Genomic DNA, 16,520 nt, shown 5'->3' with positions numbered 1-16,520 from the left:
GATCCATGAAAATCCAATCTCTCCTCGCCGTCACCCTGCTGGCTCTTGCCGTCCCCGCATTCGCTCAGAACAGCGGAAACGAAGACAAACCCAATCTGCAGAAGTGGGAGCAGGATTACCTGAACCTCCCGGAAGATCGTCGCGAAAAGTTCGCCGAGCACCTCACGAAGGCCCGCGAACTGTTCGGACAGAAGCGGATCTTCGAGACGGTCGAGGAACTCAAGAATGCCGAGTCGATCTTCGCCGACTCACCCGACGTCGAGAACATGTTCGGTGCCTGCCAGGTCGAATTCCGCAATTTTGACAAGGCGATGAAGCACTTCGAGAAGGCCAACGCGCTGGCTCCGAACAACCCGAACGTCCTCTTCAACATCGCCGAAGTCCACTTTGTCAAAAAGGAGTGGAAGGACTGCGAACGCTACCTCGAGCGGATTCTCCCCATGATGGACGAAGACAAACGGCAACTGCAGATGAGTCGCCTGGTCGAGTTCAAGCTGCTCCTTTGCAAGATCAAGCTCAACGACATGGATGCCGCCAAGGAAATCGCCGGCCGTCATGACCATTTGGACGACTCTCCCTTCCCCTACTATGCGGAAGCCGCGCTGGCTTTCCAACAAGGTGAAGAGGTCGAGGCCGAAATCGCCCTCGCACGTGCCGGGCGCATCTTCCGGAACCCCAACATGATCGCTCCCTGGAAGGATACGCTGATGGAATTCGGCTACATCAAGAGCTTCTACGGTGGCGACATCGGGGAAGGCGCCGAGTAAGCACTCAGCTTACAACTGGGCCATCGAGAGCGGGTAGTCCGCGACCCGCTCGAGCTTCACTCCGTAAAGCTCCGCAATCTCAGGCGCATCGGATGCCTGATAGACGTCGCGATAGTAGATCTCCTTGATGCCGTAAGCACAGAGCGTCTGCATGCAGGCCGTGCACGGCATCGTCGTGCTGGCCACCAGCTTGGCCTCGCCGCGGCGGAACAAGCTGCACAGGTTCACCTCGGCGTGGAGCATGAACTTCTGTCTCCCCTCCCGGTCGTCCCAGAATCCGACCGGTGCATCGACTCCCGGAGCCAGCCCGTTGTAGGCGGTGCCGATCACCCGGTTGTCAAAGTCGAGGGCCGCCGCTCCCACCTTGCGGTAGGGATCTTCGGATCGCAGCGACGCCACATGGGCGAGCGCCATGGCATACTCGGGAATCGTCAGTCGGGACACAGCGCCACTGAATCCTCCCGAGCGCGGAAGGTCAACGCCCTGCTTCGGCCAAGGACTTGGCAAGCTCGATGCTTCGCTGCAACTCGCGATGAATCGCTCCCGGGTCGACAACGCGCGCCCGGTCGATGGTCCGCAACCATTCCTCGCTCTCGATCTCACCACGCAGCCACAACGCGTAGCCGGCCATCGTCACGGCTCGGGCCATTTCAGCCGAGACCGCCATCTCCTCATCCGGGAACGGAAAGGACAGCACCCTGTCGGAGCCACCATGGCGAATCTGAAGCTCCCCAAGCGACGCAGCATTCGCACGAACCTCCATCATCACAAGCGTCCGGGTCCCCGCAGGCAGCACCGTAGGCAATGACTCGTCAGAGCGGCGAGAGAAGGATCCCAACACCCGCCTCGGCTGAGTCGACACGGATGTCAGCTCCAAATCCTTCACCGAGGCATTCCCCGCCGAGACCTGGACCGCCACCAGTCGACTGTCCGCATTCCACGGACAATCCATCACCGCCCAGCCGTAGCCGAGGCCAGCGAATTCATCGGTCGTGCGCAGGGACACCGAATTGATGAATTCCTCGACACGGACAAGCCGCTTCGGAGGCAACTCGCCATGCTCCTGCATCCAACGATTCACCCAGACCGGGCTGCTCTTACCCACCAGGACCGGAAGGCGCACCGAGGCCGCCTCGGAAAAATCGGACAAATTCGTCGGCGCCGGCAAACGGTCGACTTCAGGCAACCGGACCTGTTCGAGCTTGCGTGCGACCTCCCCGAGGAACGCGCTGCCGCGCTGCTCGACCTGCCGCTGCATTTCGAACTCCACGGCGGTCCCCTTGGCAGGGTTCGTCAAGCCCTCGGCTCCGCCCGGCCCGGGCATCGGCAGGAGGGCGATCTCGTCCGCCCATTCGTTCGTGGCCCCACCGCGCTCACCCCCCATCTGATTGAGCAGGACAGCTGCAAAGGCAATCGCTGCCGCTGCCGCCATCCCGGTCAACCAAGGGCGAATGCTCTTCTTCGCCGAGACAAACTCGACGACCTTGCCAGCATCATCGGCATCGCGTCCCGCACGCAGGACCGCCTGCCGCTGCGCAGGCAACAATTTCTCCTCGGTCGGCCCACCCAGGACCCCCGACAGGAAATTCATCGTCTTCTGCAGCTCGTTGAGACTCACCCGCACCGCGGGATCCGCCGCCACCGCGCGATCCACCTCCGCAGCCTCTTCTGCGCTCAACTCGCCGAGCAAGTAGGCCGACAATCTTGGATCTTCAGGGGTCAGTTTCATCGGTCGAGGCCCTCCATGAGGTCAGGTGGCAGCAGTTGTCGCAGGCGCTTCACACCCGCATGGATCAGGAACCCGATGTTGCCGCTCGTCAGCCCAGTGGCGTCGGCGATCTCGTGGTAGCTGAGTCCGTCTCGAAATTTCATAAGGATCACGGTCTTCTGGTTGTCGGACAGCCGGTCGATGTAGGTCATGAGCTCCTGGATCCGCTCATCCTTGTCGACCACCTGATCCGGCCCTGCGGAGGCCGATGCCGTTCGCTCGTGGGTACTTTCCTCAAGCGAAGACATCCGCGATTCCTTTCGCAGGACATCCAGGGCCCGGTTCCGGCATACCGTGAAAAGCCAGCCTTTCACACCGTCGCGGACCTTCTCGATGTCCTGCTTGCAAAGCCGGATGAAGGTGTCCTGCACGACGTCCCGCGCACGGTCCACATCCTGGACGAACCCATAGGCGTATCCAATCAGCGGCGACTCGTACTCGGCGAGGGTGCGCTCAATGAATTGTTCCCGGGTCTCGACCATCTCTGGATCCGCAGGCGTTCGTGCCATGCTATCCTTCGAAACGTCCGGCGCTCCGGGATCTTGGGAAAAGTTTTTCCCGGAACCCTTCATGGCTCAACGGACGAAGAAACTCAGGTGCTCAAGCTCCAGCGCCAGATCGACGTTGTTGACCACCACCTCCTCCGGGACCTCGAGGACGACCGGAGAGAAGTTCAGGATTCCCGTCACCCCGGCCGCCACCAGACGATTCGCCAGCGACTGGGCAATGGGCCCGGGCACACAGAGAATCGCCAAACGCACGCCGTCGGCCTGCAGCCTCTCCTCCATTTCCTTCTCGGAGAACACCGGGACTTGGACGCCACGGGAGACCGCAGCTTCCGGATCGGCATCGAATGCCGCCACCACCTCGAAACCCTCCTTCTGGAACCCCTGGTAGCGCAGCAGCGCCGATCCCAGATTGCCGGCGCCGACGAGAACCACCGGCTGCAGCCGCTCCCGACCCAGAACATCCCGAATCATCGCCGCCAGCGCCTCCACCGGATAGCCCAGACCACGGGTGCCGAATTGGCCGAAGTAGGCCAAATCCTTCCGCAACTGGGCCGGCTTCACCCCGGCCGCCTTCGCCAGCGCTGACGAACTCACCGTCTCCTCGCCCAACTCGACCAACCGCTTCAGGCAGCGATGGTAGATGGACAGGCGATAGATCGCCTTTTTGGGGATATCGATTCGTTCCACGGGCGACGCAGAGAACCCGCCACCGCCGACGGGGTCAAGCTCGGAGCGAATCCGGCAAATCGTGCCGATTTTCACTTTGCGAAGCCCCATGCCCGACCTATGCCCTCCCGCGCCCATGGGTTCACCTGTCCGATTCATTGTCGCCCTCCTCGGCTGCCTACACTTGTGCGGCGGCCACTACGGCGTGCTTCAGGGAGTCGCCTGGACCCAGATGCTCATCACCTACAGCGCCGACGAAGGCTGGGTCGAGGGGGCGAGGCGGACTTTTGACGGTGAACACCCCTGTGACTTGTGCGTGGCCATCGCCGATGCCAAGCAGCAGGACAACGGCCCCGACAGCCCGGGGCCGCGACACCGGGGACTCGAAACCGGACTGGAACTGAAACCCTGCCCGCTCATCAGTCCTTGGGACCTCAAGAGCCCATCGGAGCAAGACCTTCTCATCGCCGGGCGACCTCGCCCCCCGTCAAGCACCCCGCTCCTGCCAAGCGCCCCCGACTCGCCGCCACCAAGGCACGCTTGAGTCCACGCCTACCGCCGTCCTCATTGGCCGGCTCCATACAAGACTCAACCCGTTCTTCCAACGGGTTGTTGCCCACCCGCAGCGCGCCCATATGCCGCCGTTTCGGGTCCCCTGACTTGACCTACCAAGGGCGGATTCCCGCCCGAACTTCAATACCACTAATTTCAGATGAAATCTCTTATTGTATCCACCTCACTTGTCTCCGCCGCATTCGCCGGCTCCGCAGCCCCCACGATTACCGAGAGCTGCGATCATGATCACCACCAGCATCACGATCACTTCAGGCCCGACAGCCATGCTCCCATTTCCATCATGGGCGACCACATGCACGAAGCGGGCGGGTGGATGGTCTCCTACCGCTACATGTTCATGGAAATGGACGGCATGTATCAGGGATCCAACGCCATTTCTCCGGCCGAAGTCTACAACGCCGGCTACGTGGTCAGTCCCACCCGGATGAAGATGGACATGCACATGCTCGGCCTGATGTATGCCCCCTCAGACAAGGTCACGCTGATGGCCATGATGCCCTACACGACCATGGAAATGGATCACCGCATCGATCCCCGCGCTGGCATGCTCGTCATGCTCAACGGAGGCAGCAGCACCTTCACCACGAAGAGCAGCGGCATCGGCGACCTCAAACTTGGAGCTCTCTTCCGCATCCTCGACAACGGTCCGAACCACCTTCATGGAGGACTCTCCTTCAGCCTACCTACGGCCTCAATTGGCGAGAAGGACCTCGTTCCGGGACCCGGGGGCCTGCTGCCGCGCCAACTGCCCGCGTCCATGCAGGTGGGATCGGGCACCTTCGACGTCCTTCCTTCCCTGACCTACGTCTACACGGCCGACCGGTGGACAGCAGGAGCCCAGGCCCATGCCACGCTCCGGACCGGCACCAACCACCACGACTATCGCCTCGGCAATCGCTTCGGCATCGACAGTTGGTTCTCCTACTCCCTTGCGAGTTGGATGTCGCTCAGCGGTGGGGTGTCCTACCTCTGGGAAGACGAGCTCGCCGGACTGCAGAGCGATGTGATGCTCCGCCCTCCATTTGCCCCCGCCCGACTCACGGTTCCCACCGCATTCGGAACGAACTACGGCGGGCAGCGGATCGAGGCCCTCATCGGCGCCAACTTCCTGCTCCCTTCCGGACCACTGGAAGGCCAGCGTCTGGCCGCCGACCTCCGCGTCCCTCTTTGGCAGGACCGCAATGGCTACGGGCTCGGCACGGACTACACCTTCACCATCGGCTGGCAGTGCTCCTTCTGATGCCGCTTTGAGACGCTTGGCGAATGGCCGGTTCGGAATCCACCGGCCATTCGCTTCCCACCTGCGAGGTAAACCATGACGGTGACTTCGCCATGTGGAAGGTAGGCAGGGTGGATGTTCCGTCCCGCTGCCGGAAAACCCATGCGTCTCTCCATCCTTCTCCTGCTCCTGGGACCATGCGCCGCTCAAACGGTGTTCGTCTCCCGGATGTGGCACAACCACCAGCCGCTCTACTGGCCGGAGTGGAATACCAACGGCGGTCAGACAAACCGGGTCGAATACGCCTGGGACTCGATCTCCCTCAAGCCGAACCGGTCCTATGCCGGCAGCAACTCCCAGCACCCCGAGAACAACCTCAGCGACATCTTCGGACTCGATGACCGGCGCTCCGCCTACCAATCCCGCCCCAGGGATTCTCTGGCCGCGAGCCATCAGGAAGGAGGCTTCTGCGTCTCCTACTCAGGCTCGTTGATCGACAATATCCGCCAGCTCGGAGGCGGCGGACACCTGAACTACAGCAACGGCTGGTGGGACGGGAACCGGACAGCCAGAAACTGGACGACGAGTTCAGGGCACCGCCGTCTCGACCTCGTCGGATTCACCTATCACCACTCCCTCGCACCACTGATCCCCAAGGAAGTCCTGCGCAAGGAGATCCAGATCTTCAAGCAAGCCTACTGGAAGGCATGGGGCGGCAATCCCGATCTCTCGGACCATTCAAAAGGATTCTTCCCCACCGAGATGGCGTTCTCCCGACACATCGTCGATGTCCTCGTCGATGAGGGATATGAGTGGTCCATCGTCGCCAGCCATCACCTCTCCCGGACCTGCCCGAGCTACTTCGACCAGTTCGACCTGGAGAATGGAAACTACGGGATCTTCAGTAGCCCACCGAACCGAGCCGACCTCCTCGGCCCCTCACCAACGTCCGGCTGGTGGTATTCCCAGCCCAATCCGGGCAACGCCGCGTGGAACGTCTCCCCCTTCGCCTACCAGCTTCACAAGGTGGAATACGTGAACCCGGAGACCGGTACCACCCGATCCATCATCGCGGTCCCGTCCGACGACGTGCTCTCATACCGCTACGGCTACGCCAATGAAGGGGTCCAGAAGATCTCCTATCACATCGCGCCCCACGCCACCGACCCGTCGCGACCCGCGCTCGTGATGCCGGCGACGGACGGAGACAACGCATGGGGCGGCGGATTCTCCTCATGGATGGAGGCGACACCGCAGTTCTTCAATTCCGGCTACACCCCGACACCCGTCCAGAAGTTCGTCGACGATCACGGCGATGCGGCCGGCACCATCCATATCGAGGACGGCGCGTGGATCTTCCCGGAATCCGACTATGGCTCTCCCTACTTCCTGAAGTGGATCGAGCCCCCCGTATCCGCCACCCCGGCCAACCGGTTTGCCGATACCTTGATCGACATGGAAACGCCGGGTTTTGCGCTCAAGTTCTGGTCATGGGCTCCAGTGATCACTGGAGCGAACTGGTGCGAGACCGCCGAACAAATCCTCGAAGATGAAGGTGGCTCCGTGCAGGCATGGAAAATCCAGGCGCCCTACGATTGGGACGGAACCGACACCGCTGCGAATGATGTCGAACTCGCCTGGCACATCTACCTCGGAGGACTGGACTCCGGGTTCAATTACTATGGCGGGCTCGGCAACGACGACGAAGTCAAACCCGCTCTCGCCACCACGCGGGCGATCCAGAAGCTGAGCCCATGGATGACTTCGGAGCGCCGAACCAACGACCGGACCGGGCCCTCCATCCTCAAGCCCCAGCGCTTCCCCTACAATCCGGGAGGCTACACCTTCGGTTGGTTCAACTCCGTACCCGGAGGCGACGACAACTATCTCAAGAAAATGCCATCGGAGTTCTACATCTGGACCCACGGATACGACCTTTCGGGCATCGACAGCATGACCCTGAAACTACGGATCGATGCCGACGGCACGAATTCCCTGTCGACGACCGACAACGAGACCTATGCAGGAGGCAGTGACGTCGGACCATGGGCATCAATCACGATGACACGGCGCGTGCTGCCGAACGACCGGGAATCCCTCAACTCCGCCGCCGACAACGGCCAGATCAACTACTTCATCACGCCCCCCGAACTCGCCGACTACTTCTTCGCCAAGGTCGATGAGTCATCCCTTCCAGGGTTTCGCGGCAGATTGCTCGACTACTACATCGAGGCAGTGGATGAACTGGGGAATGTGCGGAAGTCGGACATCCAGCACGTCTTTGTGGAAGACGACGGTGGCGGAGAACCTGTAGATCCACCGATGACACCCACCGGATTGGCCGTGATCCAATCCGCGGCCACCACCGTCAGCCTCGACTGGGACGACACGGAGGGGGCCACTTCATACTCGATTCTGAGAGACGGGCTCGAGATCGGTTCGAGCCCGAACTCCGACTGGTTGGACACATCCCTCCAACCCTCAACCCACTATGCCTATCAGGTCGTGGCCACCAACCGTGGTGGCCGCTCCGAACCAAGCAGTGAAGTCTCCGCGACCACATCGACGCTCACTGGACCGATTCCGTTCGTGCTGGATGGCACCGTGGACTCATCGGGCTATCTCTTGTCCAACCCCGGCATGACCATCTACGCCGCGTTGCGGGGAACCACTCTCTATCTGGCTACCTGGGCGCCGGGAGACTTCGGCAACGACCACTTCCTGTGCGTCGGAGACCGTGTGGAAGCGGGACCATCCACTCCTTCTCCATGGGCCAAGGAAGGCATGACAGCCCTGCCTCCGGGCTCCCCCTTTGTCGGTGCGGAAGCTGACAATGACTATGTCGGCTGGTTCAATAGCAACGGGGCGGACGCCAAAGTGACCCGGGGCAACCCCGGCGGACAGATGGAGGCCACCATCGATCTTGCCGCCGCGATGGGTGATCTCCCTGAAACCATCTACCTCGCCGCCTTGGCCTATCAATCACCGGATGCGGGCCTCCTCGGGTCACAAGCGCCGGCCCCCACGCTCAATGACGGCAATGTGGATCCTGACGAATATCTCGGGATCCCGCTTGAGGCATTGAGAGACGAAGACGCCAATGGGACCTTTGACCGGCTGGAACCCAACCGCGATTTTGTGGTTACCGGTTTCGCAGAAACGGTCGACGGGCTGAGGTTGAGTTGGAACTGCTTTCCGGGCCGTTCCTATCAGGTGCAGTCTTCAACCTCGCTCTCGGAAGAAGACTGGTCCGATGTAATGGACAGCCCTGTGACCGCCGGTGCCTCGGATCTCTCGATGAATGCGACGCTGCAGCGATCCGGAGCAACCCGGTTCTATCGGGTTCGGCTGCTCCCTTGAGGGCATCGCATTTGCCAAAGTGCAGGCAGCACGCAACCGCGAACGAGCTGCCATGCCTGCATAACGCTCAAGAGAAGTGAACAAAACGGCACGGTGTTGCTGGGGGAATTTTCTCGATTGTTCGCAAGTTATTCACAGCGATTCTCAAGCACGAAGAACGTGTGAACCGCTGATTCTCAATGGCTGGCGGCATCAAGACCAGCGGAGAGATGGTTAACGTAACCTACTTATTAACCAGAGTGAAGACCCTCGCGATTCCGCCCCGAATGCGTCCCTCTCCCGAACCGGAATCCATCGAAACGCCTCGGGATGGGTGCTAAGGTCCATATCGCTCTGAAAAGGGCTTTACCCCCCAAAGCCATGAAACGCAACTCCCCCCTCGGGCCAGCGGCCCGTAGCTTGATCGCGTTGATTGCGATCAGCCTCCCCGCTCAGGCTCTTACACTCTTCTTTGTAAGAGTCACCGACAACGCCGACGACGACATCGCAGGCGATATTGCACTCGAAGTCACCGACTTGGGCGCCCAAATGGCGCTCTTCGAACTAAGTCGTGGTGACACCTTTGCGGGTTTCCTGCGGAACGTGTATTTCGAAGGACCTGATACAACCGTCCTTGGAGCCTCCTTTGATCCGGTTCACTCCTCGGCCAATGTCATGTTCGACGACCCCAGCGATCCTGCCCATCCCCCGGGCATCGCAGGCTTCGTCACCGCCTACAGCTTCGACGCCGACTCCCCGAATCCCCCAAGCCATAGCGTTGGCCCGGATCAGACGGGAGCCTTTCAAGTGAACTACGCCGGCTCCTACGACGACTTCGAGACTGCCATTGTCGAAGGGACCGTCCGGGTTGCGGTCCACGCCCAAGGCCTGGATGATGCAGCCAACGAAAGTGACTCGTTTGTTTCGGTCGTGCCTGTGGATCCTCTTCCGGAACCCTCAGTCGCCATCTTCCTGGTCCTCGGATCCCTTCTTCCTCTGCGGCGACGTCGCTGACTCCCCCGAAAGCAGACGAACCGCAACGATCGGCCTTCCAATCCGCCCCCACGGATCGGAAGGCCGTTCTGCGTCCAGACACGAAAAAGCGCCCACCCCCTAAAGGGCGGACGCTTCCAAATTGGTCCTGACCGGAAGATCAGATTCCCTTGTCGACGACGTCGGTAAGGAGATCGATCACACGGTTCGAGTAACCCCACTCGTTGTCATACCAAGCAACCAGCTTGAAGAAGGTCGAGTTGAGTTCGATCGACGAACCCGCATCGAAGATCGAGGAGTTCGCGTCGTGGATGAAGTCGGACGAAACCACTTCATCATCCGTGTAGGCAAGGATGCCCTTGAGGTAGGTCTCGGAAGCATTCTTGAGCGATGCCTTGATTTCATCGAGCGAAGTCTCCTTCGTCGTCTTCACGGTGAGGTCCACAGCGGAGACGGTCGGAGTCGGCACGCGGAAGGCCATGCCGGTCAGCTTGCCCTTCACTTCCGGGCAAACGAGAGCCACGGCCTTGGCGGCACCCGTGGTCGACGGGATGATGTTGATCGCAGCACTACGTCCACCCTTCCAGTCCTTCTTGGAAGGACCGTCAACGGTCTTCTGGGTCGCGGTGTAGGAGTGCACGGTGGTCATCAGACCTTCCTCGATGCCGTAGCCTTCCTTGAGAAGCACGTGAACAAGAGGAGCAAGGCAGTTGGTGGTGCAGCTTGCGTTGGAAATCAGGTGATCCTTGGCAGGATCGTAGTCGCCATCGTTCACACCCTGCACGAAGGTGGAGACTCCGTCGCCCTTGCCGGGTGCGGAAATGATCACCTTCTTGGCGCCAGCGGTGATGTGACCCTGTGCCAGCTTGTCTTCGACGAAAAGGCCGGTCGACTCGATGACGACGTCCACACCCAGTTCCTTCCAAGGAAGGCCATCAGGAGTGCGGGCGCTGACCACCTTGATTTCGTGACCGTTGACGACGAGCACGTCGTCCTCGGCAAGGTCAGGAGAGGACTTCTTGGATTCCACGGTGCCGTCGAAGCGACCTTGGATGGAATCATACTTCACAAGGTATGCCAGGTTGTCGGCCGGAACGATGTCGCCGACGGCGACCACGTTGAATTTGGTTCCGAGGTGGCCTTGCTCGACGAGCGCGCGGAAAACGAGGCGGCCGATGCGTCCAAATCCGTTGATGGCGATATTGGTCATGGTAATTAGCTGTTCAGCGTTGATGCGGCCGCTGATTTCACCCGCGGCCAGGGAGTATGTGGATGACTTGCAGGAGGCTCCCGCAAGGCGGGCGGGATTATCCACCGGATCGGCCCGCCGTCAATGGCCCACTGTGTGTGCATTTTGTGAACCAATCCGCACCGTTTGACAGAGCCAGAAAACCACCCCGGACAGCAAAACCGCCGCCAATCCGACGTGAAGGACCTGAACGGCGGCGTAAATGTGGATCTGGGCCATGACCACGCCCAGGACCATCTGCACCAGCACCATTGCCAGAACCACCTTGGCCGCGGCCCCCGGCCTGCCGCCCGTCACCGCCCGCGTCCACGCGTAGGCGAGCACCGTGACGACCAGAATCGCCCACGAGAAGCTGCGGTGGGCAAGATAGAGGCCGCTTTGCTCAAGTTCCGAGATCCACTGCTCGCGGGGCTCACCATCGTGACTTTTCGCCATTTCATCGGTCATTTCGCGGATCTGGGTGCCCATGATGCCCTCCGCCACCACCAGAAGCAGCAAAACCACCACCGCGGTCCGGATCTTCCCGGACTGGCCGGGCCGAATTGGGAGGGAAGCCGGGTTCTGCCGACCCCGCCACACCGTGAACGAAAGCAGACAAATCAGCAGCATGGCGAGCGCCATGTGGGTGGTGAGCACCCCCGGACTCAGGCCGCTGTATACCACTCGGGCGCCCATCCAGGCATTGATCAGCACCAGCAACAGGGACAAAAGCGAGGTCCACCAGACGATCCGCTGGTCGCGGGGCCGGCCGAAGGCCGCAATCATCGTGGCGACGGAAAACAACCCGACCGGGAGCGAAAACAGCCGGTTGATGAATTCCGTCCACACATGGCGGGGGTTGAAGGACTCGAGGATCTTCTCCTCCGTGAGCATCGAGACATCTCCGCCCATCCGCTTGTACTTCTGCTGGAATTTATCCAAATCGATCTTGCTGATGTCCACCTGCTCAACCTTCCACGGCGGGATCAAGCAGCCCCAGCACTTCGGCCAATCGGGACACCCAAGACCCGCTCCGGTCACCCGGACGATCGCTCCAACAAAGATCAGGATCAGGACCGAGACGAGCGCGGCAGCGGCAAGTTTCTGGAAGCGGTTCATTTGCGCGGCACAGTGATACGGACTCACGGCAATGCCAGTCGAATTACCAGGACTTTGTCACCCATCGAATGCGGACGCCCTCCGTCGATCAACTCCCGCGACCTGAACCCACGCCCCACCGCCATGCCGTGCCGCTCGGTAGGAAACAAACAGGGACTCCCTTGGATGGGAGCCCCGCTTGGCGAAAGCCATGCCTCTTCGTGGCACGCTTGATCGTATCGGATTCCGGGTCAGCTGCCGACCTTGGACAGCATCGCTTGCAGCGCCTTGGCCGATGCCTTGAGCGCCTGCTCTTCCTTCGGCCAGAGCTTGAGCTGGATGTGCTTCTCCGCACCACCGCGACCGACCACGGTCGGCACGCTCAGGCATACGTCCTTGAGCCCGTAGCAACCATTTTGAAGCGACGACACCGGCAGCAACTGCTTCCGGTCAAGCGCAATGGCGTGAACCGTCTCGGCGATGGTCGCCCCGACGGCCCAACCTGCACCCCCCTTGCGGCTGATGACTTCAGCACCGCTCTTTTTGGTGCGCTCGAAGATCTGACGCTGGTAGTTCGAATCACAGCCGGGAACCTCGGTGAGAGGCAGACCACCCACGGTGGCGGACGACCAGACCGGCAACATGCTGTCACCGTGTTCGCCCAGGATCAGGGCCCGCACCTGGGTCGGTGCGAGGTCGAGATCATTCGCAATCAGCGAGCGGAAACGTGCGGTATCAAGCATCGTCCCCAGACCGATGACCTGGCTGCTCGGCAGATCAAGGAAGCTCGCGGCGAGGTGCGTCAGGATGTCGACCGGATTGGAAACGACGAAGACGATGGCTTCACGTTTCATTCCGGCCGACTTGATGTCGCTGATGATCTGCGAGAACAGACCGACATTGCGGTTCATCAGGTCGAGACGCGTTTCGTCCGGCTTGCGGCGGAGACCCGCAGTGATGATGAAGATATCGGAATCCTTGGCACGATCGTAGTCGCCGGAATAGATCCGCTGATCCGCGAGGGAGGCAGCACCATGAAGCAGGTCGAGCGCCTCACCGTCAGCGAGATCGGTATTGTGATCGAGGATCTGGATTTCAGAAACGATGCCGGCACACTGCATGCAGAATGCCGCATTCGAGCCCACGCGGCCACCGCCGCCGATGATGGTTACTTTCATGATCGGGTAGGGTTCAGGAATTGAGCTGCTTGAGCACTTCGTTGGTCACGGCCTGGACGACCGCTTCGGCATTCGCGTCCCGTGGCTCGCTGCCACCGGATGCCGCAGTGGCATCGGGCACTTGGCAAACGACCCCTGGACGGAACTCGGCATTGTCGCAGAGCTCGCACTCCTTCCAATCCTTGCGCTTGTCATCCATGCCGAGGGAGCCCCGGAGATCGATGAGTTCCTTCGCCTGGCTACCGGTAATGGTGAGCAGGTCGGAACCCTTGAGTTGGGTGGCAAGAAGCACCGTCTGACAGTAAGCATCGGTGTTCTCCATCTTCCAGTAGGAATCCTCGATGTCCTTGCCCCAGCAGATCACGCCGTGATTGAGCATCAGGACGGACATGTGGTTGACCGCCTCTTCGCCGACCACTTCGGCATTCGCTGGAGTGCCGGGCGTGCGGTACTGCGCCATCCCGATCTGACCAAGGAACACCTCGGCCTCGGGAATCATGCAGGTGGGAGGGCGGACACCGGCGACGGCGAACGAAGTCGCGTGCGGCGGGTGGGCGTGGCAGCAGGCCTTGGCCTTCGGCTGGCGCTTCATGATCGCAAGGTGCGTCATGCACTCACTCGTACGCTTGAACTTGCCGGCGAGTTGCACCCCTTCCATGTCGACCAGAGCGATCTGCTCAACGGTCATGAACCCCTTGGAAACCAAGGTCGGCGTGCAAAGCACCAGGTTGTCACCGACACGGACGGTCAGGTTGCCGCCATTGCCATCGGTGTATCCACGAGCCCACATCCGCTCGCCGATCTCCACCATGCGTTCCTTGATCACCGTGATCTCCGGAGAGTTGAAGAACGCCTGAATCTCGGCCGGGGACTTCGGATCACCACCGGGAGTCCAGTGATACTCGTAGTCGGGAAGGATCGGCTCCTGTGAAACGGCCGCGGCCGGTTGGGCCGAGCCGGTCGATGTCGACTTCTTCGCTTCCCGGATCGCGTCCTTGGCGGAAGGAGTCAGGAGCACTCCCGCCGGGATGGCGTTCAGGCCCTTCCCTGCAGCAAGCAGGGCTTCAACATCTTTTCCTGTGAATACCTTCTTCATAGTCGTTTAAGCGGTTTTGCCCGGGTAGGGGCTGTAGTGAATTTGATCGAACAATGCGACGGTGATCGCATCGATGGGGGTGGGTTTGTCAAAGGGCGCGGTCGCTTCGGCACCTTCCACAAATCCGACCACGTCGTTCATGCCGGCACCGAGTTGGTCGTAGGCGATGATCGAGGGTTGTTTGCCGAGGGGCGGAGTCTTCTTGCAGGCCGTAGAGAGGTCGGCGCTGTCGACCGGACTGATCACCAACCAACGCGCCGCCTTGAAGGCAGGATCCTGTTGGCTCATGACCACTTTGCCGATGACTTGCCCGATTCTCATCAGTCGTCGAGTGCTCCCTGCACGTAGTTTCGAATCGGGGAATGGTCGTCATTGACGATCCCCCGGGCTCCAATGCCGTCGGTGCTGACGAATACACGCTGGTGCATCCCCGCGCCGAAAAGATCGATGGCGACGAATGGCGGCTCATCGGCCGGCACGCCTTGTTCATCTTCTTTCTGGCAGAGAAGCATGGTGAATCCTTTCAGACTGGGATGAGCGCAGGTCGCAACCGCATTCCCAACGACACGGCATAGAAGCATGGGCGTTAGATGATGCGGAGGTTCTCGACCATCACACAGCGACGAATGCGCGTGAAGGTCTTCGGTGTGGTGATGCCCTCACCCGTCGTCGTGGCGATCGAGTAACTGAGGTAACCCTCGCCACCAAGACCAAGGCCGGTGACACAGGCTCCGTTCTTCACGAAAATGGTCGTATCCATCTCCTTCGCCATGTGGGTCATGTGATCCACATTGGTCGAGTGAATGATCGCGGAGTGACGGTAGCCGTGCTCGGCGCGCTTGGCCTCGCGGACACCCGTTTCGAAGTCGGGAACCGACACGATGGGCATCATCGGCATCATCTGCTCTTCCTGGACGTAGGCGTGATCGGCATCGGTCTCGGCGAACAGGAGCTCGCAGCCGGATGGGATCGACGCACCTGCACGCTGGGCAAGCACTTCCGGGCTGGCACCCACGAGGTCGCGGTTGAGCACCGGATGGGAGCAACCACCGCCATCTTCCTTGTAGGTGAAGGCCTCAGCGGTGAGACGTTCGAGCTGCTGGGAGTTGAGGCGGCCGGCACCGGCCTTCTCAAGTTCCTCCATGAACCGGGTGAAAACGGATCCGACGACGAACACCACCTTCTCGCCAATGCAGAGCAGGTTGTTGTCGAAGGCACCACCTTCAATGATGGCACGTGCGGCCCGGGCAAGATCAGCGGTCTCATCCACGACAACCACCGGGTTGCCCGGACCGGCACAAATCGATCGCTTACCGGACTTCATCGCAGCCTTCACCACGGCAGGGCCGCCGGTGATGGCCAGAATGTCCACTTGCTCGCTCTTGCAAATCAGATCGAAGGACTCGATCGAAGGCTCCTCAATCGTGCAGATCAGGTTCTCGATGCCCAACTCACGCTTGATCGCGCGGTTGTATTCCCTCACCGCCATCGCAGCACTCTTGGCACCGCCCGGGTGGGGATTGAAAAGCACCGAGTTTCCGGCTGCAACCATGTTGATCACGTTGCCGGTCAGTGTGGGAACCGAGTGGGTCACGGGGAGGATCGCACCGACCACACCATAAGGAGCAAACTCCTCAAGAGTGATGCCGAAGTCGCCGCTCATGGCGTCGGGACGGAGCCACTCCACACCCGGCACGCGGTCCATGATGTCGAGCTTGGCGATCTTGTGATCGAGCCGGCCGATACCGGTCTCGTTCAGTTCGAACTTGCCCCAGGCTTCCTTGTTGGAAGCGCAGACACCCTTGACGATCTCAATCGCCCGGGCACGGCCTTCCACTCCCAGCTTCTTCAGCTGGAGGAAGGAATCGTGCGCAGCCTGCGCAGCCTTGTCGACACAGCCGAACACGCCTTCCTGACCGGCACCCGTGCCATTGCACGAACATCCGCAGGAATCGCCCGACGCTGCCTTGGCGGGTGCCGGAGCGGCAGCCGCCGGAGCAGCTCCCGTCTTGCCGAGCTCGGCGAGCACCTTTTCCACCACCCCCTTCAGGGCTTGTTGATCCAATCCACTCATGGGTTCCTA

At 60.9% G+C, this 16,520-nt stretch carries 16 protein-coding genes; 5 read left to right on the top strand and 11 right to left on the bottom strand.

Going from position 1 to position 16,520, the window contains the following annotated elements; genetic code table 11:
* Positions 1-5 precede the first annotated feature (5 nt).
* Complete coding sequence (locus JIN81_RS02380; RefSeq protein ID WP_200275942.1) at positions 6-767, top strand: tetratricopeptide repeat protein; 762 nt, start codon at positions 6-8, stop codon at positions 765-767.
* A 9-nt stretch (positions 768-776) separates the two neighbouring features.
* Here JIN81_RS02380 and JIN81_RS02375 read toward each other — a convergent pair whose 3' ends face one another.
* The 4 genes from JIN81_RS02375 to JIN81_RS02360 form a co-directional block, all read right to left on the bottom strand.
* Positions 777-1,211 carry a deoxycytidylate deaminase gene (locus tag JIN81_RS02375; protein WP_325100828.1) on the bottom strand — a complete coding sequence of 145 codons (435 nt, stop codon included), beginning with the start codon at positions 1,209-1,211 and terminating at the stop codon, positions 777-779.
* Between the two features lie 31 nt (positions 1,212-1,242).
* Positions 1,243-2,496: a von Willebrand factor type A domain-containing protein gene (locus JIN81_RS02370; protein WP_200275940.1), complete on the bottom strand. Its 1,254-nt coding sequence runs from the start codon at positions 2,494-2,496 to the stop codon at positions 1,243-1,245.
* On the bottom strand, positions 2,493-3,044 hold the full coding sequence (locus tag JIN81_RS02365) for an RNA polymerase sigma factor (protein WP_200275938.1): 552 nt from the start codon (positions 3,042-3,044) through the stop codon (positions 2,493-2,495). Before JIN81_RS02365 ends, JIN81_RS02370 begins: the two co-directional genes overlap by 4 nt.
* Positions 3,045-3,110: 66 nt before the next feature.
* Positions 3,111-3,731: a redox-sensing transcriptional repressor Rex gene (locus JIN81_RS02360; RefSeq protein WP_200276891.1), complete on the bottom strand. Its 621-nt coding sequence runs from the start codon at positions 3,729-3,731 to the stop codon at positions 3,111-3,113.
* A gap of 115 nt (positions 3,732-3,846) precedes the next feature.
* Between JIN81_RS02360 and JIN81_RS02355 the strand changes: the two genes are divergently transcribed.
* The 4 genes from JIN81_RS02355 to JIN81_RS02340 all read left to right on the top strand — a co-directional run bounded on the left by JIN81_RS02355 (position 3,847) and on the right by JIN81_RS02340 (position 9,858).
* Positions 3,847-4,254, top strand: a complete 408-nt coding sequence (locus JIN81_RS02355) for a hypothetical protein (RefSeq protein WP_200275937.1) — start codon at positions 3,847-3,849, stop codon at positions 4,252-4,254.
* Between the two features lie 168 nt (positions 4,255-4,422).
* Positions 4,423-5,526 (top strand): transporter, encoded by a 1,104-nt coding sequence (locus tag JIN81_RS02350; protein WP_200275935.1) that lies wholly within the window; start codon positions 4,423-4,425, stop codon positions 5,524-5,526.
* A 141-nt stretch (positions 5,527-5,667) separates the two neighbouring features.
* On the top strand, positions 5,668-8,865 hold the full coding sequence (locus tag JIN81_RS02345; RefSeq protein WP_200275933.1) for a hypothetical protein: 3,198 nt from the start codon (positions 5,668-5,670) through the stop codon (positions 8,863-8,865).
* A gap of 360 nt (positions 8,866-9,225) precedes the next feature.
* Positions 9,226-9,858 (top strand): hypothetical protein, encoded by a 633-nt coding sequence (locus tag JIN81_RS02340; protein ID WP_200275931.1) that lies wholly within the window; start codon positions 9,226-9,228, stop codon positions 9,856-9,858.
* 139 nt (positions 9,859-9,997) lie between these two features.
* Here the strand turns inward: JIN81_RS02340 and gap are convergent, their stop codons facing one another.
* From gap to JIN81_RS02305, 7 genes are all read right to left on the bottom strand, one after another.
* The gene (gap, locus tag JIN81_RS02335; protein WP_200275928.1) at positions 9,998-11,047 is read right to left on the bottom strand and encodes a type I glyceraldehyde-3-phosphate dehydrogenase; all 1,050 of its coding nucleotides are present in this window, start codon (positions 11,045-11,047) and stop codon (positions 9,998-10,000) included.
* Between the two features lie 120 nt (positions 11,048-11,167).
* A complete protein-coding gene (locus JIN81_RS02330) occupies positions 11,168-12,184 on the bottom strand; it encodes a COX15/CtaA family protein (protein WP_200275919.1) in 1,017 nt (338 codons plus the stop codon).
* A gap of 230 nt (positions 12,185-12,414) precedes the next feature.
* Positions 12,415-13,341 carry a lactate/malate dehydrogenase family protein gene (locus tag JIN81_RS02325; RefSeq protein ID WP_200275917.1) on the bottom strand — a complete coding sequence of 309 codons (927 nt, stop codon included), beginning with the start codon at positions 13,339-13,341 and terminating at the stop codon, positions 12,415-12,417.
* A 13-nt stretch (positions 13,342-13,354) separates the two neighbouring features.
* Positions 13,355-14,437 (bottom strand): class II aldolase/adducin family protein, encoded by a 1,083-nt coding sequence (locus JIN81_RS02320; RefSeq protein ID WP_200275915.1) that lies wholly within the window; start codon positions 14,435-14,437, stop codon positions 13,355-13,357.
* Between the two features lie 6 nt (positions 14,438-14,443).
* Complete coding sequence (locus tag JIN81_RS02315) at positions 14,444-14,758, bottom strand: EutN/CcmL family microcompartment protein (RefSeq protein WP_200275913.1); 315 nt, start codon at positions 14,756-14,758, stop codon at positions 14,444-14,446.
* Positions 14,758-15,018 carry a EutN/CcmL family microcompartment protein gene (locus JIN81_RS02310; protein WP_200275911.1) on the bottom strand — a complete coding sequence of 87 codons (261 nt, stop codon included), beginning with the start codon at positions 15,016-15,018 and terminating at the stop codon, positions 14,758-14,760. Before JIN81_RS02310 ends, JIN81_RS02315 begins: the two co-directional genes overlap by 1 nt.
* A 5-nt stretch (positions 15,019-15,023) precedes the next feature.
* Positions 15,024-16,511, bottom strand: coding sequence for an aldehyde dehydrogenase (locus JIN81_RS02305; RefSeq protein ID WP_200275909.1), 1,488 nt, complete (start codon positions 16,509-16,511; stop codon positions 15,024-15,026).
* Positions 16,512-16,520: the final 9 nt, after the last annotated feature.

This window comes from Haloferula rosea, from assembly GCF_016595525.1.
GTDB classification, from domain to species: domain Bacteria; phylum Verrucomicrobiota; class Verrucomicrobiia; order Verrucomicrobiales; family Akkermansiaceae; genus Haloferula; species Haloferula rosea.
This window is presented reverse-complemented; position numbering and strand designations above follow the sequence as displayed.